This window comes from Ligilactobacillus sp. JN-6 (Y).1 (genome assembly GCF_058111525.1).
This window is the reverse complement of record NZ_CM176599.1, coordinates 1,517,084-1,537,444: the sequence shown is the minus strand read 5'-3', so window position 1 is coordinate 1,537,444 and position 20,361 is coordinate 1,517,084. Positions and strand designations below refer to the sequence as shown.

At 40.8% G+C, this 20,361-nt stretch carries 17 protein-coding genes; 1 reads left to right on the top strand and 16 read right to left on the bottom strand.

The features are described 5' to 3' along the window. Positions 1–83 precede the first annotated feature (83 nt). From AC3XNE_RS07050 to AC3XNE_RS07000, 11 genes are all read right to left on the bottom strand, one after another. Positions 84–2,663 (bottom strand): glycoside hydrolase family 38 N-terminal domain-containing protein, encoded by a 2,580-nt coding sequence (locus AC3XNE_RS07050; RefSeq protein WP_489831396.1) that lies wholly within the window; start codon positions 2,661–2,663, stop codon positions 84–86. A 49-nt stretch (positions 2,664–2,712) separates the two neighbouring features. Further along, positions 2,713–3,837 carry a PTS fructose transporter subunit IIC gene (locus AC3XNE_RS07045; RefSeq protein WP_489831395.1) on the bottom strand — a complete coding sequence of 375 codons (1,125 nt, stop codon included), beginning with the start codon at positions 3,835–3,837 and terminating at the stop codon, positions 2,713–2,715. 13 nt (positions 3,838–3,850) lie between these two features. Further along, a complete protein-coding gene (locus AC3XNE_RS07040; RefSeq protein ID WP_489831394.1) occupies positions 3,851–4,168 on the bottom strand; it encodes a PTS fructose transporter subunit IIB in 318 nt (105 codons plus the stop codon). A gap of 12 nt (positions 4,169–4,180) precedes the next feature. Next, the gene (locus AC3XNE_RS07035) at positions 4,181–4,627 is read right to left on the bottom strand and encodes a PTS sugar transporter subunit IIA (protein ID WP_489831393.1); all 447 of its coding nucleotides are present in this window, start codon (positions 4,625–4,627) and stop codon (positions 4,181–4,183) included. Further along, on the bottom strand, positions 4,628–6,559 hold the full coding sequence (locus tag AC3XNE_RS07030) for a BglG family transcription antiterminator (protein ID WP_489831392.1): 1,932 nt from the start codon (positions 6,557–6,559) through the stop codon (positions 4,628–4,630). Positions 6,560–6,810: 251 nt separating this feature from the next. After that, the gene (locus AC3XNE_RS07025; protein ID WP_489831391.1) at positions 6,811–7,506 is read right to left on the bottom strand and encodes a FadR/GntR family transcriptional regulator; all 696 of its coding nucleotides are present in this window, start codon (positions 7,504–7,506) and stop codon (positions 6,811–6,813) included. 111 nt (positions 7,507–7,617) lie between these two features. Beyond that, the gene (locus AC3XNE_RS07020) at positions 7,618–8,952 is read right to left on the bottom strand and encodes a gluconate:H+ symporter (RefSeq protein ID WP_489831390.1); all 1,335 of its coding nucleotides are present in this window, start codon (positions 8,950–8,952) and stop codon (positions 7,618–7,620) included. 83 nt (positions 8,953–9,035) lie between these two features. Further along, complete coding sequence (locus AC3XNE_RS07015) at positions 9,036–9,656, bottom strand: bifunctional 4-hydroxy-2-oxoglutarate aldolase/2-dehydro-3-deoxy-phosphogluconate aldolase (protein WP_489831389.1); 621 nt, start codon at positions 9,654–9,656, stop codon at positions 9,036–9,038. Positions 9,657–9,669: 13 nt separating this feature from the next. After that, a complete protein-coding gene (locus AC3XNE_RS07010) occupies positions 9,670–10,659 on the bottom strand; it encodes a 2-dehydro-3-deoxygalactonokinase (protein WP_489831388.1) in 990 nt (329 codons plus the stop codon). Between the two features lie 15 nt (positions 10,660–10,674). Then, positions 10,675–11,823 carry a galactonate dehydratase gene (dgoD, locus tag AC3XNE_RS07005; protein ID WP_489831387.1) on the bottom strand — a complete coding sequence of 383 codons (1,149 nt, stop codon included), beginning with the start codon at positions 11,821–11,823 and terminating at the stop codon, positions 10,675–10,677. A gap of 429 nt (positions 11,824–12,252) precedes the next feature. Next, complete coding sequence (locus AC3XNE_RS07000; RefSeq protein ID WP_489831386.1) at positions 12,253–13,422, bottom strand: MFS transporter; 1,170 nt, start codon at positions 13,420–13,422, stop codon at positions 12,253–12,255. 402 nt (positions 13,423–13,824) lie between these two features. Between AC3XNE_RS07000 and adhP the strand changes: the two genes are divergently transcribed. Next, positions 13,825–14,838, top strand: a complete 1,014-nt coding sequence (gene adhP / locus AC3XNE_RS06995; RefSeq protein WP_489831385.1) for an alcohol dehydrogenase AdhP — start codon at positions 13,825–13,827, stop codon at positions 14,836–14,838. 158 nt (positions 14,839–14,996) lie between these two features. Here the strand turns inward: adhP and AC3XNE_RS06990 are convergent, their stop codons facing one another. From AC3XNE_RS06990 to menD, 5 genes are all read right to left on the bottom strand, one after another. Then, positions 14,997–16,019 carry a M48 family metallopeptidase gene (locus AC3XNE_RS06990; RefSeq protein WP_489831384.1) on the bottom strand — a complete coding sequence of 341 codons (1,023 nt, stop codon included), beginning with the start codon at positions 16,017–16,019 and terminating at the stop codon, positions 14,997–14,999. 15 nt (positions 16,020–16,034) lie between these two features. Then, positions 16,035–16,592, bottom strand: a complete 558-nt coding sequence (locus tag AC3XNE_RS06985) for a LemA family protein (RefSeq protein WP_489831383.1) — start codon at positions 16,590–16,592, stop codon at positions 16,035–16,037. A gap of 106 nt (positions 16,593–16,698) precedes the next feature. Then, the gene (menC, locus tag AC3XNE_RS06980) at positions 16,699–17,799 is read right to left on the bottom strand and encodes an o-succinylbenzoate synthase (RefSeq protein ID WP_489831382.1); all 1,101 of its coding nucleotides are present in this window, start codon (positions 17,797–17,799) and stop codon (positions 16,699–16,701) included. Further along, positions 17,786–18,598: a 2-succinyl-6-hydroxy-2,4-cyclohexadiene-1-carboxylate synthase gene (menH, locus tag AC3XNE_RS06975; protein WP_489831381.1), complete on the bottom strand. Its 813-nt coding sequence runs from the start codon at positions 18,596–18,598 to the stop codon at positions 17,786–17,788. The genes menC and menH overlap by 14 nt, the downstream gene beginning before the upstream one ends. Then, entirely contained in the window at positions 18,588–20,315 is a 1,728-nt protein-coding gene (menD, locus tag AC3XNE_RS06970) for a 2-succinyl-5-enolpyruvyl-6-hydroxy-3-cyclohexene-1-carboxylic-acid synthase (RefSeq protein WP_489831380.1), read from the bottom strand. Before menD ends, menH begins: the two co-directional genes overlap by 11 nt. Positions 20,316–20,361 lie beyond the last annotated feature (46 nt).

Below are 20,361 nucleotides of genomic sequence, written 5' to 3'. Positions count from 1 at the left end.
TTGAGACAAACGATCCAATATGTATAAAAAATGAGACAACACACTTCTACTTAAAAGTGCCCTGTCTCAATTAATTATTATTATCAAATCAACACCGTTAAAACATCCATCACTGCGATCGTTCCAGCATAAACTATTGGTTCTTCCAAAGCATTGACTGCTTGCGCACCATTTGGCAGCTCAAAAGCGATCGGCTTTTCCGATGGATTATTTATGCGTACCACGAATTTATCTGTCTTAAAATAACCAGGATAACAGGCAGTAACTGTAACTTGCTCTGGCACATTCAACACACTTAGGTCTTGTGGTAAAGGCAGTTCTTTGATCAGATCATCTTGCAGTTTATTATCCAACCTATTTAAAAAAAGATTCAACTCCTGTTTTTGATAAGCAAAAGGCCGAAAAATTTCCTTTTCTTGTAGATTCGCTGCTTGCTTTAGACCTAAGCCCTTACCAAATTGCAACGTAAAATCATAGTCAAAATGCTGCTGCAATTCGGCCTGTGGGGTTGGGATCATCGGATGCCCAAATTGAGTCGTATCACCTGAGGCACGCCCAGGCCGATTTATCAGGTCTTCTTTGCCAAGCTGATCAGTCGTCGCTAGCAAGGTCAACTTCAGCTCATCATCGTCTGTGGAAAACTCTTTCACATCAGCGGTGTAAACGGTCAGACCTTCCTGACTTTGATAGGCTGTGACCCAATGATCGAAGGACCAAACGGACAGCGGCTTCTCAGCATATTTGCCCCGCCAATCTTTAAGATCATTATCTTGGTACTGATAACTACCAAAAGGTACGCCGGCCTGATATTTTGAATCCTTAGCTGTCTTGATTTTCAACGTTAACTGGTGATCAAAAACGTTATTGTCAAAGTCAACATGAATCTGCAAGTGATCATCAGGAAATAGACTGATCTTCATTTGGTAGTTAAAGTCCACAGTTTCTTTTTGCAAACGACGCTCCGTCAAATCACGAGGCAACTTTCGCATGCCAGACAAAGTTATGGTTGAGACTTCACCTGAAACAGCTACTGTGGCTGTATTGAATCGCAGCTCATATGGCTTTTCTCCTTGGAGTGGTGAAGAGTCGTAGGTATCACCGGTGTTGCCGCTATCAACTAAAGTCAAAAAGTCCTTGTAGGTGTTTTCTTGCTCTCTCAAATAAAGAGAATTATCAGCAAATTCAAGAGCAATATCGTTTCCTGAGATCTTAGTTTCTAGTGTTTTGTCGTTAGCCAGTTCCTCTTCATCAGGGACTTCTTGATACTCAAGGATCCGATACCCTAAAGCTGGTAAGTGCACCTTCACTAAATAATCACTAATATAATACCCTGGTTCTATGCCATATTGCTGTCCAGTGACTGTCTCTTGAAAAACATTTTTTCGTTCCGAAACATATTTCTGTGAGTCCAGGACTGTATCATCTGCCCCTGGAAAAGTAACTCTCTTTCCATGAGTCACTAACTGCAGCTTTTGGTAGTCATTCACTTTTTTGGGTAATGGGTTTATGAGTAAGACCTGTTTTTTTGTTAATTTGAGCTGATCAGCCAACAAACGTTCAATAGTATTGATGATACCATCGGCGATCTCAGCGCCTTCTTTCAAACGGTGGATGACATCTGCTGCGACCGGATCGGTGATACTGCCAGCCATACTATCATGTGCCTGTGATGCGAGCAGTTTTTTCCAAGCTTCCACCAAAACTCCTTGTTTTAAATCGATCCCGCATTTCTTGCCAATGATCATTAAAGGCTCAACTTGACCGACAAGTTTACTTTCCAAATGACTAGCAGCAATTTTGATATCCATCCTGCTGGAACCGCAAGTCCGATGGACCCGTGCTAAAAGCGGTTCGATCAACGGTCCAGTATAATCATTAAGATCTTCATGTGTCAGCTTTTCACTAAAAGTATTGTAATCAGATACTTCATATTCATACTGACCTAAACGATTTATTTGCTGCACTTGTTTTGAGAAGTCTTTCTTGATCGCCATTTGGTCATTACCGATCGGTATCAAGATATTCGGCGGTTTTTCAGCTGAATTATCTTGAATAAATTTGACAGCTGGATCAAGGCTCTGTTCTACGAACTCTTTCGAGCTGGCGAATTCTTTGCAGACACCATAACCCTGAGGAAAATTGATCGCGGTAACTTTACTGTTTTTGCCGAGACTATCCCACCTAAAATAAAAACTACCAGTTTGTTTAGGATCTATCCCTCTCCAAAAAATAAAGTTATCCAAATCCAGCTCATTTAAAATCACTGGCATTTGCGGGTTAAAGCCAAAAGTGTCCGGCAAATAACCAATATCAGCCACTTTACCAAATTTTCTAGCAGTTAAATTGCCAATTATCCCATTACGTAACAAGGATTCACCGCTGATGTGCAGCGCATCGGGTTGTGTAAACCACGGCCCGACTAGCAACTGCCCTTCTTTGATCAAATTCTCCACTTTCTTTTGCATGTCTGGTCTGATTTTTAAATAATCTTCTAAAATAGAAGATTGACCGTCTAAAGTAAAACTCGCGTCAGGGTGTTTCTCAAGTTCATCGATCGCGTCCGTAAACACCAAATCACTCAAAACTGTGGAATCTTGATTAGAAAAATACCATTCACGATCCCAATGAGTATGATTTACAAGGTAGACTTTAGTTTGTTCCATAGTTTTTGTTCAACTCTCCTAACTCTAGTTACTACCGTTTCACAAAATTTTAGTTTTCCCACTCATCTTCCGAGAAATATTGTTCTTCTTCTTCGTTCTGATCAAAATCGTCTTCAACATCTTGAGGGATATATTCTTTTCTGAATAATAAGGTCAAAATAGTCACTATAGCTGTCCCGACTACGATACCTAGAACATAGAACCACCATTTTTCAACCGCGAACCAACCATAAAAGCCAGAGATCGGTGCACGGTTCACGGCGCCTAAGCCCACGGCCAATGCACTCCCGACCGCTGAACCGATCACATTTGCCGGAACAACTTTTAGTGGTGACTCGACTGCAAAGGGGATCGCACCTTCACTGACGCCGATCAACCCCATAACTAAAGCAGCACTGCCGGCTTCATGAAGTTCTGGACTAAACTTTCTCTTCTGAATTACTGTTGCCAAGCCTAAACCCAAAGGTGGTACAATAATTGCCACCTGAGCTGCTGTATTCGGGTCGTAAACATTGCTGGTCACTAATGCCATAGCTGTTGTGACAGCGGCTTTATTGACCGGCCCACCTAGATCAAGGCCGACCATCCCGCCAACGATTGCCGCCAGCATGACCTTGTTTATTCCGGTCAAACCTTTTAACCAAGCTGCTAATCCAGTGTTTAACGCCGCAAATGGCGTACCAATAATATACTGAATGATCAGTAGGGTTATCAACGTTCCAAATACCGGAACGATGAACACCGGCAAGACTGACTCAGCTGCTTTTGGCAAATGGATCTTATCTATCATTAACTTAACAGTATAACCGGCAATCAAACCTGAAGCTAATGCGCCTAAAAATCCGGCATTCATGTTTGAAACAAGCAGACCACCGACCATGCCAGGAACGATCCCGCCTTTATCAGCAATAGAGTACGAAATATAAGCTGAAATGATCGGGAACATTAAACTTAAAGCTAAACTACCCCAACCATCATCCGTATGCAAGAATTGGATAAAGACATTGGCATTATTGGCCCATTTTCCATCCCAAATATCTGTAATACCATAAAATGAAGCACCGATCCGACTGATCGCCATTAAAACCGCACCAGTGATCACGGCTGGGATCATATAGGAAATACCTGTCATGACATGTTGTTCAAGCTGTTTACCTACTTTTTTCCAACTCATCTAAAGATCCCTCCTATTTGTCTGCCAGGGATAACGCATCTTCAATTACTTTTTTTGCATCTTTGATTGGTTCACTAACACCAACTTCGAGTGTTTTTTTATCGTCGAATCTTTCTTTTTCCCTAACTTTAGTGTCAGTGGCAAAAATTACAGCTTCGCCAATTTGAACGTCTTTTGGTGGCAACTTGTGCCCGATCCCCGTTGCGCCTTGAGTTTCGACTTTGATCAACACGCCCATTTTCTTAGCAGCTTGGATCAGAGCTTTTTGTGCCATATAAGTGTGGGCGACCCCTGTTGCGCATGCTGTAACTGCAATTAATTTTCTAGCCATTTGGCATTCTCCTTATCTTTTGAAAACTTTGACAATATCATTTACTGAAGTACTTTTAGCTAAATCTTGACGAACATCGTCATCCATTAATGTTTCAGCTAATTGAGATAACAATTGTAAATGCTCATTGGACCCGTTACTTGGTATCGCTAACAAAAAAACATACTGAACCGGCTTATCATCTAATGCGTGCCATTCCACTGGATCTTTCAACTTGGCTATGGCTACTGCAGACTTTGCCACCGTGTCTGCTTGTCCATGTGGAATTGCAATACCTGAACCAATACCTGTCGTTCCAGTCCTTTCCCTTTTTAAAACTGAATCTATAAAGTCTTCTTTCCCGTTGACAACACCTGCCTTAATAAACAAGGCTGTCATCCGATCGATCACCTCTTTTTGTGTAGCACCCTCTAGATCATATTCAATTAATTGCGGCTTGATAATTTCTCCTAATTCCATTTAATTCTCTCCTATAATAGTTTGATATAACTGTTGACTATCCGTGATCTTTGTAAGTTTCTGCATCAATTTTTGATCAGATGTCAGTTGATAAAAGTAATCAAAAATATGATCTAATTCTTGTTGAGATTTAGTTCCATCCATTGCCAAAAAGAAAACAACTGAAACTTCATTTTCACCCCATTCGATCGGCCGTTCTAATGTGCAAACTGCCAGGGCTGACTGGTTCACGAATTTTGGATCAGCATGAGGGATCGCATACATCTCAAAGTCTGTCGAAGAAATTCGCTCTCGTCGGAGAACGCTTTCAAAAACATCCGTTTTAGCAAAACCATCAGCAATTAACTGTTGGCAGATCATCTGTAGTACTTCCGTTTGAGACTTAGCTTTAGCGTGTGCCCAAATCAATTTAGGAAAAATCAACTGAGAAAATTCCTGTTGATCTTTTTTTTCAGACCCGAGCGTTTCTTCGACAAAGTTATTTAAAGCTTGACGATCATCTTGAGTTAAAAATGGTGAGACTACTATCGTAGGGATCCCTAGCATTTCAACATTAATAGTTGAAATAATACAATCGATCTTAAGAAAGTCTTTGGTGTTTAACTCCGAAGCGGACCAAATACCGCTAATATTGATCTGCGGAAATTCATTACGGATCTTAGCTGCCAACAATTGTGCCGATCCTTGTCCTGTACTGCAAACTATAGCAGCATTGATCATATGCCGATCAAAACGGGTCCTTTCTAAATAAGCTTCAACGTGCAAGGCTAAATATGCAGCCTCATCGTCGTTAAGGACTACTTTGTATTTGCTTTCAACCGCTTTCGCTAGCTGCAAAGCCACATTAAAAGCTTGTTGGTAGTTTTTCTTGATTTGCTTGGTATACGGATTTGAGATCGAGATCTGAACATTCAAACGTTTGATTGCTGATGTCAAATGAACTGCTAAACCTTGTACTAGCTTGTCATCATAGCCAACATCAAGTAATTCGTTACGGATAAGTTCGCTAACATCTGTATCCGTCTCTTTTTTTCGCAACTGTTCAGGGTTGTCCATTGCAGCGATCAAGTGCAGTTGAATATAACTTGTTTCTTGTGGTGGTAATGCAATACCCAACTTTCTTTTGATCATTTTAGCTAACTTTTCTGCATTCTTCCTTTGATCGTCCCTCTTGTCAGTATGTGCCAGCTTTTTATCTAGAGGTTGACCTTGTTGTACTCGACTAATAGCAATAGCCAGGTGGATCACCAAAGATTGAAATTCATAATCATTAAAATTAAAAGACTGTTGCTCAGAAAAGTGATCTAATATTTCAGTCAGTTTTTGGACCAAAGAACCTGAAATAAAACGATCATCATCAATTTCCTTGTCGAATTTGATCGAAGCTTGCTGACCGTTCTCAGTGATCTTCCAAGACTGCCCCCAATACCTGTTGAGCATTTGAAACATCAAATTACGCCTTTTAGTCTCTGAAACCTTCAATCTATATCCTCGTCCAGAGCTTTTCTCCAAGTCAACGTTACGACTCTTAAGGTCACGTGCTAGACTGGCAATGTTACGTTCGATCGTTCGCTCACTGACATATAAGTTTTGCGAAAACCACACCGGGGAAATAAAATCATTAGCGTGCAAGAAACGGTTATAAATATAAAAGATCCTTTCTTGATCGTTGTTAGGGATCCCCTCAAAAGGGTCTGATCGTTTGCTTGCATTTAACGCTTCTTTTTTATCACCGCTTATATATATCCCATGATGTGGTCGGCTTTCTATCTGAAATCCATTATTTTTAAACTTTGACTGTAATGCAGCAATGTCTTTATAAATAGTTTTGGTAGAAACGCCAAACTCACCTGCTAATTCAGTAGCCGTAGTCCGCTTAACATTAACTAATTTTTCCAAAATAATTCGACGTCTCTCAGAAGTACCTTTCACTTTTTTCACTTCCTTTAGCTTATACTATATATCACATTCTCCGTATTTGAGCGACAAAAAAGGCTGGGATATTGTGGAAGCCTTAATGAAACTTTCGTAAACCAGATCAGGTCAAGATGTTACTAGAAACAAAAAAGGAAACAGAAACCAAAACTGGTATTTTCTGTTTCCCTTTTCACTATAAATCATAATTTTTCGAATCTGATCTACCTCCAATTAGGAACTATTTTTAGCCGCGTTTATCCCAATGATTACTGACCATCATTCACATCTTTACGGATCTTGGTCAAAGGCTTGATCATTGATTCAATATGCATCCTCATTAATTCTTGAGCTTCATGGGCATTATGAGTCGTCACTGCGGCAGCGATCAACTGATGATACAAAGCAGCCTTTGTCCTCATTTGTGGCAAAGTGTTGGTCATTCGACGACTTTCGATCTGATAAGACTCCAAAGACATAGTCATAATTTGTAATGACTGTTCCTGTGCGCCCTTGGCAATCAATTGGTGAAACTTTAAGTCTATTGCAAGAAAATCATCACTGACCTGCATTTCTTGATCTAATTGTTGAGCTACAAAACGTAATTGTCGACATAATTCATCGTCAGCTCTTTGTGCACAATAATAGGCTTGCTCAGGTTCCACTAATAACCGTGCATTTAACAACGACAGTAATGGAACATTTTTATCGCTGAGCTTGACATCTTCTGTTCCGGCATTCGGGTCATTTCTCAAATAAATCCCCCGACCGTGTTCAATACTGATCACTCCTTGATTCTCTAACGTGTGTAAAGCTTCGCGGATAATCGTAATACTGATTCCCAATTCACTTGCTAGTTGTTTCATTGTCGGCAGCCTCTGCCCCGGTTTCCAGACTTTCTTGTCAATATTTTCATTTAATTTTGTTAGTGCCTGTTCATAAACAGACGGTTTTTTATTTGCCATACGTTTCTCGACCTTCACTTTAGATTATTAATTCCATGTTAACCTATTTATATCAAAGAGACCACTTACCATCTGAGATAAGCGATCTCTTTTTAAACGTAACTATTGAAATTAAACGAAAATCGACAAGACCATTACCGATAATAATCCCGCAACGCCGATCACACAGGTAAGTGGTGACCAAGCAGTAAATGTTTCTTTCAATGACAAACCAAAGTATTCTTTGACCATCCAGAAACCTGCATCATTGACATGCCCGCCAAAAACACTACCAGCACCGACTGCCAAAACCATTAAGGCAGGATCAGCTCCAGTCGAAGCGATCAATGGGGCAACTAGTCCTGCACCAGTAAGTGCTGACACTGTTGATGAACCTAAACTAACGCGCAAGACAGCTGTGATCACCCACGCAGCTAATAGAGGAGACATGTTCATATTTGTGAAGATATTTGAAATATAGTCCGAGGTACCTCCGGAAACCAGTACTTGTTTGAAAGCACCGCCACCACCAATAATAAATAACATCCCAGCGATTTGCACGATCGCATTCTCTAAGGTATTACCGATCTGTTTCATGCTGATTTTTTGGTGAACACCCATTGTATAAATAGCAAATAACAAAGAAAACAGCATTGCAAAATCAGGATTACCCACAAATTGGATAATTTCCAAAGCTAATGAATGTTTCGGTAAAATAAATTCAAAAATAGTTGAGATACCGATCAATATCACTGGCATCATCGCCGTCAAAACACTGATCCCAAATTTAGGTGTTTGATCCAAGTCAAATTCCTTGATTTCACCTAAAGCTGGATTTTCATCTTGTACTCGGTATACTTTTGGATACCACCTGCGTAGAAAGTGATTATAGACTGGTCCTGAAATTATAACAGTCGGGATCGCGACTATTATTCCAAATAGAATTACTTGGCCGATATTAGCGTTAAATACGCCGGCGATCGCCGTTGGTGCTGGATGAGGTGGAATAAAACCATGCATCACATTCAGTGCGGCTGCCATTGGAATAGCTAATTCCATTAATGGCATCTCCAATTCACGTGCAATTATGAAAATAATTGGTAGTAACACAACCAATCCAACTTCAAAGAACAAGGCTAAACCAATAATAAATGAGGCTAAGATCACAGCAATTTGAATTTTCCTTTTACCAAATTTGTTGATCAAAGTGTGGGCTATCCGGTGTCCACCACCAGCATCAGACACTAACTTACCCATCATCGATCCCATACCGAAAACGATCGCAAGATCTCCCAGTTGCGAGCCTAAACCATCAGTGATAGTCGTGGGTATCTTATCAAGCGGGATACCCAGAACTAATGCTGTTGCAAACGATGTAATGATCAGTGAGACAAAGGTGTTGAGTTTTAATTTAGTGATCAAAAATATTAATAAGATAACTCCCAGAATAACAATTAATAGTGGCATTGCGCTTCAACTCCTGCTTTTTTAATAAAAGTGCTTTTCCCGCTCCAAACGAAGCACAGAGAAAAGCACTCTAATTTTTGTTTTTACTTAGTAACTGCTAGAAATTTTTCCACAGACTGACTTAAGGCCTGTTCATCCATATTTTGCACATCTTTTTTGTCAAAGAAACTGGAGCCGATCCCGAGATAACTTGCTCCCTTGGCTAAAAATTCAGGCGCATTTTCAATGTTCACTCCACCGACAGCCATCAACTTCTGCGGTCCAAGCGGTCCTTGGATCTGCTTAAAATAACCCGCACCCGTTGTAATAGCAGGAAAAATTTTAACAATATCTGCCCCACGGTCAAATTGATCAACCACTTCTGACGGCGTCATCGCTCCTGGAACAGTAATTACGTTTTCTTTCTTAGCCAGTTTAAAAATATCATCTGAGAATGTTTTCGGTCCCAGCATAAATTTTGCACCTGCATTGACCGCATCTTGAGCTTGCTCAAGCTTCAAGATAGTCCCCACACCAATATCGACCTCATCACCATGCTGTTGATTTCCCTCTTTAATGATTTTCAAGTAGTCTGGGTTATTTGTCGTGACTTCCACGCCGATTTGATGATCATACTTACTCAAAATTTTGATAATGAGCATGGCTTGATCATAAGTGTATCCTCTCATTATAACTGTGAGTTTAGGGTAATTTTCAACTTCCATCTCTAAATGCCTCCTATATCGATCCACCTAATTTTGCAATTGAAAGAGCACCCTGTCCCGCCAGTTCTGGCAAATCGTTTGTACTGACAGATCCATTCAACCTCTGATCGCTTTCCAGCAAAATTTTTAGGGCACCGCGTAGTGCAGGTTTTCCTAAAATAATAAATGAATCGTCTTGCTCGACTTTAAACGCCGTTGCATTCTTGATTGCTTGAATATCATTTTCTAGAACTGCACCCAACAGATAATTAGCCAGCTGGTTGCGGGAATATTTTGTATACATCCCAAGCAGCCGCACAGAAAATGATGTTTGTCCTAAGCCTTTGACCGCACATGTTTGTGCACCCAGCTTTAAAGCCTTTTCATCCAGTGAATCAGTAAACTCTTCTGCCACTGTTTCAGCCAAAATCGAGTGTTTAGTTAAAAATTCCAACAATTCACCTGTCATTGAAGTCAAGGACCCCACGATCCGTTGGTTTGCATCAATTTTAATGATCTTTGTATGTGAGCCAGGCAAGATCAATACACACGGTCCTTTAATATCAAGGTATTTTAAGGCTCCAATTGCTTCAACCTCTTCACCACGCATAATATCCATTTCAGTGATGTTTTCCGGGTCAATGCTGGCAGGCGCATTTTTCACGCCTGGAATGAACCAGATCGGTCGGTCAACAATCTCTGGAAATTCTTTTTTAACCAGGTGTTTAGCTAGATCTTCAGCACCAACTGGGACTTGTAAATGCTCAATTTCTACCAAACCGAGATCTGAAGTTATCATGCCCGACGCAATAAGCTCGACTTGTGAATGATCAGTAATTTTTCCCTCATCTAAAACTGAAGCGACAGCCCTTTTTATTGCCTCTTTTAAATTTTGCTTGCTACCAGTCACTGAGGTTTCTCTGACGCCGACTGGTTCGAAATCTTTAGCTATTACCTGATCCTCCTGCCATAAAACAGCGCGAGTATTAGTTGTACCAGTATCGATAGTAATTATGCTTTTCATTATTTCACCTCAAAACTACCACTCGGCAATAGTCCCGTCTTCATGTCTCCATACTGGATTATGCCAATTAGCAGCTTCTTTTGCTTTTTCTCTGACTAATTCTTCATTGACCTCAACACCTAAGCCTGGCAACTGTGGAATATTAACAAAACCATCATCATATTCGAAAATTTCTGGATTTTTAATATAATCCAACAGATCATTTGACTTGTTATAGTGGATTCCTAGACTTTGCTCTTGAATGAAGGCATTGTAGACTGTAGCATCAACTTGTAAAGCTGCAGCTAAATCGATCGGACCCAATGGACAATGGAAGGCCACAGCAACGTCATATGCTTCAGCCATTGATGCGATTTTCTTACATTCAGTGATTCCGCCAGCATGTGACAAATCCGGCTGGATAATATCAGCATTGCCACTTTCCAACAATTTCTTGAAATCCCATCTAGTGAAGCGTCTTTCGCCTGTCGCAATTGGCGTCTTAGTTAATTCAGTTATTTTTGCTAAGTCTTCATCATTTTCTGGTAAAACAGGTTCTTCAATAAACATCAGATTAAATGGTTCTAATTCCTTGGCAAGTATCTTTGCCATCGGCTTATGAACACGCCCGTGAAAATCTACTGCGATGCCAAAGTACGGTCCACAACTGTCACGAATTGCCTTAACACGTTCGACTACTTCTTGCACTTTTTCGTAACTATCAATGATCTGCAATTCTTCAGTTGCATTCATCTTGATCGCAGTAAAACCAGCATTTTTTCTTTCTAAAGCAGCTGCACCTACATTACTTGGACGATCTCCACCTACCCAAGAGTACACTTTGATCTTATCGCGCACGGCACCACCCATAAGTTGATATACAGGTTGGCCCAATGACTTACCTTTAATATCCCAGAGAGCTTGATCAATACCGGCAATCGCACTCATCAACACAGGACCACCGCGATAAAAGCCGCTACGATACATTTTTTCCCAGGCGTCCTCGATCCGTGCTGGATCAGATCCAATCAACGAGTCCATTAATTCATGGACAGCTGCGTCGACTGTCGCCGCACGCCCTTCGATCACCGGTTCACCCCAGCCGTTGATCCCTTCATCCGTTTCAACTTTTAAAAACAGCCAACGTGGTGGAACTTGAAATGTTTCATAACTCTTGATCTTCATGAATGAAATCTCCTTTATACTATTCAAAATAGATATTATTTTTTAAAAAAGGTAATATCTTTATTACAGCTATGATAATAAACGCTTACACAATTGTTGTCAAGCAGTAATTACAAAAAATTACTCGGAAACATTTATATTTTAACTGGATAGTCTTTAATTTTAGTATGCTTTCAGTTGTATTTTTTAGTATAGATATTATCTATCTTTGACTACTTTTACAGATTATCAAAAATAGGCTAATGATGTTTTCATTAACAAAAATACTCATTACTCACTACTTATACTGTAATGCTTTAGGGCTCATTCATCGGCTGTTTCGCAGGAGGTGGAGTTATGCAGCTTGTCAGTCAAGAAGATGTACTTCGACTCATACAAAAAACACCATCCAGTCAAAAACTATCTTTGCCGAATGGTGTTCATTATTATTTAACTTTCATATTTCACATTTGTTCGATTTAGCATGATAATGGCGATCAGTGTGATCACAGTAAAAATGGCACCACCGAGACCAACGTTTTGAATACCAAAATTGCTGACGACTAATCCGCCGACTGCAGATCCTAAGGAGATCCCAAAATTTGAAAAGATCGAATTCAGCGAAGAAGCTAGGACCATCGATTGTGGGTAGTCCTGCTCTGCCACACCTAAGATATGCAATTGAACCGGCGAATTGATCAAATACATCAAAGCACCAACTAACATCACATCAGCTGTTCCAACGACCTTGCTGTTCAAGAATAAGGGCATCAATCCCAGTGCCAGCAATTCGATCACATAAATCGTCGGCATTGCTCTTAAACCGCGATTATCAGCGATCTTGCCGCTATATTGATTACTAAAGAGCGACATGATCCCGTACAATGTCAGCATTAAAGTAATAAGCGAAGGCGAATAACCCAGCGTTTGCGATAAGATCGGGCGCAAGTAAGTGTAAAAAACATAGACACCGACTAAACTAAACATAGCAACTGCCACACTCAACAAGATCCGCGGATCTTTGAAGATCACAAATTGGGCACCGATCCCTCCAGCCTTTTTCTGCTCTAAATCATGCGGCAAATATTTGATAACCAGCAAGAACGTAATGACACTGAATACAGTGATCGTATAGAAGGTATCACGCCAGCCAAATGTAGTACTGATCCATGTGCCGAGCGGTACCCCAAACACTGATGCGATACTAAAACCGGAAAAAAGCCAACTAATGAGCCATGCCCTACGTTCTAATGGTGCGATCACTGTCGCAAAAGTCATTGCTAAAGAGATCGCAGCGCCTGAAACAATGGCTGTCACGATCCGAGAAATAACCAATATTGAATAAGTTGGTGCTACTGCCGTCATTAAATTTCCTAGGGTAAATACGCCCATCAGCAGCAACAACGCCCGGAAAAGGTTGCTTTTAATCAAACTGGTAACGATCGGTGTGCTCACTGCGTAAACAAGGGCGAAGATCGTGACTAAGTACCCCACTACAGAAATATTAACTGAAAATTGGTTAGCTATATCATCCAAAATACCCACAATAATGAATTCACTAAAACCTAAAACAAAGGCTAACAAAATTAAAACAAAACTTTGGATCCTAAACTTTTTCAAAACGATCTTCCCCTTTCTCATTGAGATGTACTGATATGAGCGCACGAGAAATACAATACAAAAAAATTGGGGAGATTGTCAACAATTTTGCGAGAAAAAGTTTGTCTATCTGCTTTTTAAAGTCGCCTTTTGAATCGTACAAACGCACATCTCATATAAAGAATAACATTGGTAAAAAACTCATCTCATAACAAACGATACTAAATTGTGTTTAATCAGTTTTTAAACTACCATTTTCGTTTCGCATGAAGATTGTGATAAATAGTTTTTATATAAATCGCTTGTTTAGGCAGTTATCCAAGTTATAAAACTATATTTGTTATTATTTTCACTTGACTATTCGCTATTTTTTACCTATGATTTAGGTAGTGGATAACGTTTTAAAAGAAAGAAGGATGTCTAATGAAAGCAGCTGTAGTTCGTGATAATTGTGATGGGTATGTTGATATCAAAGACGTTACGTTACGTTCTTTACATGAAGGTGAAGCCTTAGTAAAAATGGAATATTGCGGGTTATGTCACACAGACTTGCATGTCGCCGCTGGAGATTTCGGTAAAGTTCCTGGCAGAGTCATCGGACATGAAGGAGTCGGTAAGGTTATCAAAACTGCTGGCGACGTAACTAATTTGAAAGTCGGCGACCGTGTCTCGATCGCTTGGTTCTATTCCGGATGTGGCCACTGTGAATATTGCACGACTGGCCGAGAAACATTATGCCGTAATGTATTGAATTCTGGGTTTAGCGTTGACGGTGCGATGGCAAAAGAATGTATTGTTCCTGCAGATTATGCTGTCAAGGTCCCAGATGATCTAGACCCGATCGAAGCTACTTCCCTAACCTGTGCTGGAGTCACAGTTTATAAAGGACTTAAAACTGGTGACCTCAAACCAGGCCAATGGGTCGAAGTTGTCGGTACCGGTGGTTTGGGTAACTTAGCTGTTCAATATGCTCACAATGTTTTCGGCGCTCACGTGGCAGCTGTCGATATTAATGACGAAAAGCTAGAAGCAGTAAAAGAGTTAGGGGCTGACATGACGATCAATTCCCAAAAAGAAGATGCTTCTCAAGTTTTGCAAGATAAAGTTGGTGGTGTCCACAGCGCTATCGTCACGGCCGTCAACAAAGATTCCTTTACGACTGCTGTAAATGCATTACGAGCAGATGGGACATTGGTAGCGATCGCACTTCCTCAAGGCGATATGGCTCTCAATATTTCTAAAACAATTTTAGATGGTATCAAAGTTGCCGGTTCCTTAGTTGGAACACGTCAAGACTTAGCAGAAACTTTCCAATTCGGTGCAGAACGAAAGGTAAAACCGATCGTTCAGACCCGTAAATTGTCCGAAGTTAATGATATTATCGATGAAATGAAAAACAATCAAATCGTCGGACGGATGGTAGTTGATTTCACTTAATTCAACCTTCCCCCTTAATATGTCTGATCCGCGGCAACTTTCTGCTATAAAACAGCCATTAGCTGCAGAAAGTTGCCGCGGATCTTATTGTCACAAATTAATACAAAAACACAACGTTTTGATCCAACTTTAAATTTGGTTAAACGTTGTGTTTTAAATTATTCGATCAGTTTTCTAAGGTTCTCGATCCGATCATCCAATGGCGGATGGGTATCAAGTAAATTTGTTAAATTAAATTTGTGCTGCTTTGGTTCTGATAATCCCTTGTCTTTCATTTCCTTCAAGTCTTTTTTAGACAATGGAGTCCGGATGCACAAGGTTGCAGCCTTGCTGGTAGCATATGAACTAGGAACTTGATCTCCCTTTAATTTGGTCAAGGCATCTATCAATCCTTGCGGATCCTGGGTCATATCTACTCCGGAAATATCTGCCAAACTTTCACGTTGACGTGACAATGCCAGCTGCATAAGTGTAGCGATCGGTACACCGATCAATTGGATCAACCAACCACCAATCAGCATCACCAACCCGATCATCGCGCTGCTTTTGTCATCATCTTTTTTGCGACTACTCCGGTTGCCTCCAAACCACAACGTATCCTCTCCAAGTTCGATCAACAAATAACCCGCTCCAGCGATAAAACTGGTTAAAGCCACAGTGATCGATCCCGAACGAATGTCATAATTTTTAATATGTGACATTTCATGGGCCAAAACACTCTTTAACTCTTCACGATTCATCATTTCAAGCAAACCTGTGTTAACACCGATAGCTGCATGTTGTGGGTCTCGTCCCGTCGCAAAGGCATTCGCTTCTTGGTCTTTGACCAAATAAACCTCAGGCACCGGGATCTCAGCTGTGATCTGTAACTCATCGATCACATTTAACAACTGCTTTTCAGCTAACGAGGCGTTTTCGGGCTCCAATTTTCTCCCGTTGACCGAACTCATAAAAACGCTGGTCGTATTATAATAAATATATAAGGAATAAAATAATGCCGCGATCAAAAAGGCACCCGCGACAACCAAAGTGATCGACCAGATCCCTTTAGGATCATCAGATGACATCCATCCCGCAATATAGCCTATAAAAAGTCCGATCACAGTCACCAAGCCACTAAAACCGATCATGACGAAAGTTGAATTGCGCTTGTTTTTCGCAATTTGTTCCTCAATGGTCATAATTCAGTCGCCGCCTTAAAATTTAACTTGTGGAGCTTCACGTTGTGCTTCGTCAGTAATAACTTCCAAGTTTTGTTTGGTACTAAAGCTGAACATCTTAGCTACCAAATTAGACGGGAAAGTCGTTACGACATTGTTATAGTACAAAATATGCTTGTTATACATTTGACGAGCAGCAGCGACCTTATTTTCGATCGTTGTCAGCTGTTCTTGTAGGTTCAAGAAGTTCGTACTTGCCTTAAGATCAGGATAATTTTCTGCCACAGCAAATAAATTACCTAAAGTATGCGACATCTGCTGGTCAGCCTTTGAACGTTCGTTAACATCCAAACTTGAATCAGCAACTTTACTACGCATCTCTGTCAATTTAGTAAATGTTTCTTGCTCGTGAGTTGCATATCCCTTAACTGTTTCAACCACGTTTGGGATCAGATCAGCTCTGTATTTCAATTGAATGTCGATCTGCTTTTCTGCAGTATTGATGCTGTTAGTGGCACGTTGTAATTTGTTATAACTAGTCCACAAGTAAATCGCAACGATTGCTACGATCACAATAACAATGATCCAAGCCATTTAAATTCATCCTTTCGTATTCCCGCTCAAGATAATTGCGTTCATAATAAATTGTACCAGAAATGGACCCATAAAAGCTATCGGCATGAACTTTAATTAACTTAATTTAACCTGAACTATTCACACCGCTTATTTCTGGACAGATATTGACCCCGATGCCCTCTTGTTGGGGAACTGTCAGTGTGCCGCTTCGCAAGTAAAACTCAGGCGTAGTATAATCAGCTGAGTAAAAACGTGCTGTTTCAGAAATATCACCCGGAAAGGCAAACTCATCTAAGCTGGCCAATGCTAGGTTAGTTGCACGACCGACTCCACCCTCGACCATTCCACCACACCAGAGTGGAAAGTGATACTTTTTATGAGCAGAGATCATCGCTAAGGATGGTGTTAGCCCTCCCAAGACACTACTTTTCATAGAAATGATCTGACATTCTTTGTTTTTAATTGCCTGAAGTGCATTACTCACAGTGCTGATCGGTTCATCGTAACAAAGAGGTGTTTGCATTTGTTCTTGGAGTTGGGCTGCCTGATCGTGTGCTGCTATAGAAAATGGGTCTTCTAACATTGTGAGTTTCAAATCATCGATTTCCTGTGCCAAACTCATCGTATGAATAAGCGACCCGTTAGCATCCACACACAGAGGCGTATCTGGAAATTTTTGCCTAACTCTTACGACCCGTTTGAGATCGTCATTCCCCTGAATTTTCAACTTGATCCGTCCATATTTTCGATGCAACGCCTGATTCAAGCTCGCAAAAGTCGTTTTTTTGTCTGAGATACCGATACTAATCCCAACCTGAACTCTTGCTTGCCTGCTAGTATGTGCTTCAACCGCTAATACATCGGCCAATGGGCTCTGCTGTTGTTTGGCATAAAGGTCCCACACAGCTGAATCGACTGCTGCCTTGGCCAATCGATTATCTTTGACCACGTTTAATTTGTCATATAATTCCTGCGGTTTATCAAACTCAACATCAATAATCAGGTCCGCCAAAACATGCTCAATTATCCATCGTGCTGTTACCTGAGTTTCACTAGTGTAAAATGGTCGTGAAAAAGCTTCTAATTCGCCAAAACCGTACAGACCTGTTTCATCCTTTAACTCAACTATCGTTAGTTCACGTTGGTTTAAAATTTCATGTCCGGAAACAAACGGCTGCTTTAGCTTTAACACAGTCGGAATAAGGTGAAGTTTAACAATTTTCAACTTTCATGACCTCCCGCAATATTTGCACATAACACTCTGGTTGTTCCAAATGAACATTATGCCCTGCTCCTTCAACTACAATTCGCTGTACGTTAGGCAATAACTCCTTCATTTGATTAGTCAATTTTCGAAATTTCTTGTCAAATTCACCAGTGATCAAGACTGTCCGACAGTCCAGTTGAGACAATGATCTCCACAAATTTGGCATGGATCCTGTACCCATCCCACGCAAACTTGCTGCTAAAGCCTGCGGGTCTTGCATTTCCCTTTGGTGTCTAATAGATCGACGGATTTTGGGCAGAAGTTTCTTTTGAGATGCAAACAAAGGTAACTGCTCCCAGTGTACAATAAACTCCGCGAATGAACCATTTTCCAACTGCTGCGCTTGTAACTCATCATGTTCGATCCTTGCTTGTCGCTGTTGCGGATCAGTAATACCTGGTGTTGAACTTTCCAGCACTAAAGCGGCCACCATTTCCGAATGACGCAAGGCAAAGTCAAGAGCCAACCGTCCCCCCATCGAATAGCCTACAACGACCACCTGATCAACCCTGAATTTATCCAACAGATCAGCCAAGTCATCAGCTTGTTTCTCTATTTTGTAATCATTTGAATCATAACTCTTGGTCGTTTGTCCGTGGCCTAACAAATCGGGAATAAGGGTTTGCCCAAGTAGATTCTGAGTGACCTCAGAAAAATCATTGTGTGAACCCATAAAACCATGTAAGAAAAGCCAAGCAGGTTTTCCCTGTCCACTTACTAAAAAATAATATTCTTGTTGATCAACTTTAATTCTCATTTAAAAACTCCTGTACTTTTTGGGCTACTTTTTCTTGCAATCGATTTTGCTCATTAGGGACATCACCACGCATCACTTGGACTTCGATAATTGTCAAGCCTTGTGGCTTTTCTGCTAAAATTTTAGCAAGTTTAAAACTGTTGTTGGCCTTTTCATAACGTGCATTATACAAATCAGCAATGGCCGCAATATTTAAATTCAGTGGAGTACCAAAAACTTTTTCAAACTGTGTCCGTTCTTGATACTGTGGCAATGTCGAAAAAATCCCTCCCCCATTATTATTTTGTACAACAACTGTCAAGTTAAGCTGATACGGCTGTACCATCATCAGTCCTGTCAAATCATGGAAAAAAGCCAGGTCTCCGATATATAGATAATTACTTTTGTTTTGAGTTGCTACTCCTAAAGCAGTTGAATTTACACCATCGATCCCATTTGCACCTCGATTGCATAAAACTTTAATGCCAATATTTCTAGGGTCAAATTGCATGTCAATATCACGGATAGGCATAGAATTACTTACAAATAAAGTCGAATCTTGTGGCAAATTTTCACTGAAAACAGCCGCAACTGTGGGTTCCGTTAGTGGTTCTCGTTTTCTTTCTACTCGCAGTGTTTCTCTGATCACTGCACCAAGTCTACTCCAGCTATGGCTCCACCCGGACGGTGCTCCTCGAATATCAGTTAGTTGGGGTAAAATCTGATCAGGCGAGGCCGCAATGCATTCAGTCGTACTCAATGTATAGTCAAGCCAGCTTCGATCCGCATCCAAATAAACGACCGGAGCACTTTTAGTTTCCAGCCAGTTCGTCATTGAGGCAGACACCAATGTCGCGCCTGTTCGCAAAATAATATCTGGCTGCAACCAACTAGGCAATTTCAGCAAAACTTTAAAGACTTGGTCAGCAGTTGTCACGACATTGGGATAACCACGAAGTCCTGATAAAGGATCTGCTAACAACGGCCAACCCATTTGTTGCGAAAAATTCGCAATAGCTTGCACATTTCGACCGCCATCTTGGACGGGGCCAGCAATTATTATTCCCTTTTTCCCAGCAAATAACTGAGTAAGATGTTTCTTGGCAGCTTCACTTAACATCGGTTTCAATTGAGTTTGCCAAGTTTCTTGTTGCTGCATAGTTGGTATTTGATCGACATTAGGCATCAAAGGCTTACGTAAGGGTAAGTTAATGTGAACTGGACCACGTGGGTGCCGCATAGCTTCGCTTACTGCCTTCTGGCTAATATAAGCTGTATAGGATAAATCAGCTGGGCTCCCATTTGCACTGGGTGTTGGCAGTTGGTAGAAACTCTTGACAGCTGAACTATACATTTTAGTTTGGTCCAGTGTCTGTGGGGCGCCAATCTCTTGTAATTCAGGAGGACGATCAGTCGTCAGCACGACCAGTGGGATGTTACTAGACTTAGCTTCCCAGATTGCTGGATAATAGTTAGCTGCAGCTGTACCAGACGTACAAACTAAAAGGACCGGCTTTCCACTCATCTTCGCTATACCTAAGCCGAAAAAAGCAGCCGACCGTTCATCAACATCAACATACAACTCGATTTTTCCTTCGTCTTGCAACTTTCCTAACCAAATCGCAACAGGCGTTGACCGTGAACCCGGAGATAAAACTACTTGATCAATGCCGCTATGGTGTAGTGTCTCTATTAAATCACTGACTCTATCGGTCAGTACTTCTTGAATGGTTTCCATAATTTTCTTACCTACCTCTTTAAAACGATTTCCACATCAAGATACA

Coding starts and splice junctions, on each gene's coding strand:
- AC3XNE_RS07050 (WP_489831396.1), bottom strand. CDS start 2,663: ATGGAACAAACTAAAGTCTACCTTGTAAATCATACTCATTGGGATCGT.
- AC3XNE_RS07045 (WP_489831395.1), bottom strand. CDS start 3,837: ATGAGTTGGAAAAAAGTAGGTAAACAGCTTGAACAACATGTCATGACA.
- AC3XNE_RS07040 (WP_489831394.1), bottom strand. CDS start 4,168: ATGGCTAGAAAATTAATTGCAGTTACAGCATGCGCAACAGGGGTCGCC.
- AC3XNE_RS07035 (WP_489831393.1), bottom strand. CDS start 4,627: ATGGAATTAGGAGAAATTATCAAGCCGCAATTAATTGAATATGATCTA.
- AC3XNE_RS07025 (WP_489831391.1), bottom strand. CDS start 7,506: ATGGCAAATAAAAAACCGTCTGTTTATGAACAGGCACTAACAAAATTA.
- AC3XNE_RS07020 (WP_489831390.1), bottom strand. CDS start 8,952: ATGCCACTATTAATTGTTATTCTGGGAGTTATCTTATTAATATTTTTG.
- AC3XNE_RS07015 (WP_489831389.1), bottom strand. CDS start 9,656: ATGGAAGTTGAAAATTACCCTAAACTCACAGTTATAATGAGAGGATAC.
- AC3XNE_RS07010 (WP_489831388.1), bottom strand. CDS start 10,659: ATGAAAAGCATAATTACTATCGATACTGGTACAACTAATACTCGCGCT.
- dgoD (WP_489831387.1), bottom strand. CDS start 11,823: ATGAAGATCAAGAGTTATGAAACATTTCAAGTTCCACCACGTTGGCTG.
- adhP (WP_489831385.1), top strand. CDS start 13,825: ATGAAAGCAGCTGTAGTTCGTGATAATTGTGATGGGTATGTTGATATC.
- AC3XNE_RS06990 (WP_489831384.1), bottom strand. CDS start 16,019: ATGACCATTGAGGAACAAATTGCGAAAAACAAGCGCAATTCAACTTTC.
- AC3XNE_RS06985 (WP_489831383.1), bottom strand. CDS start 16,592: ATGGCTTGGATCATTGTTATTGTGATCGTAGCAATCGTTGCGATTTAC.
- menH (WP_489831381.1), bottom strand. CDS start 18,598: ATGAGAATTAAAGTTGATCAACAAGAATATTATTTTTTAGTAAGTGGA.
- menD (WP_489831380.1), bottom strand. CDS start 20,315: ATGGAAACCATTCAAGAAGTACTGACCGATAGAGTCAGTGATTTAATA.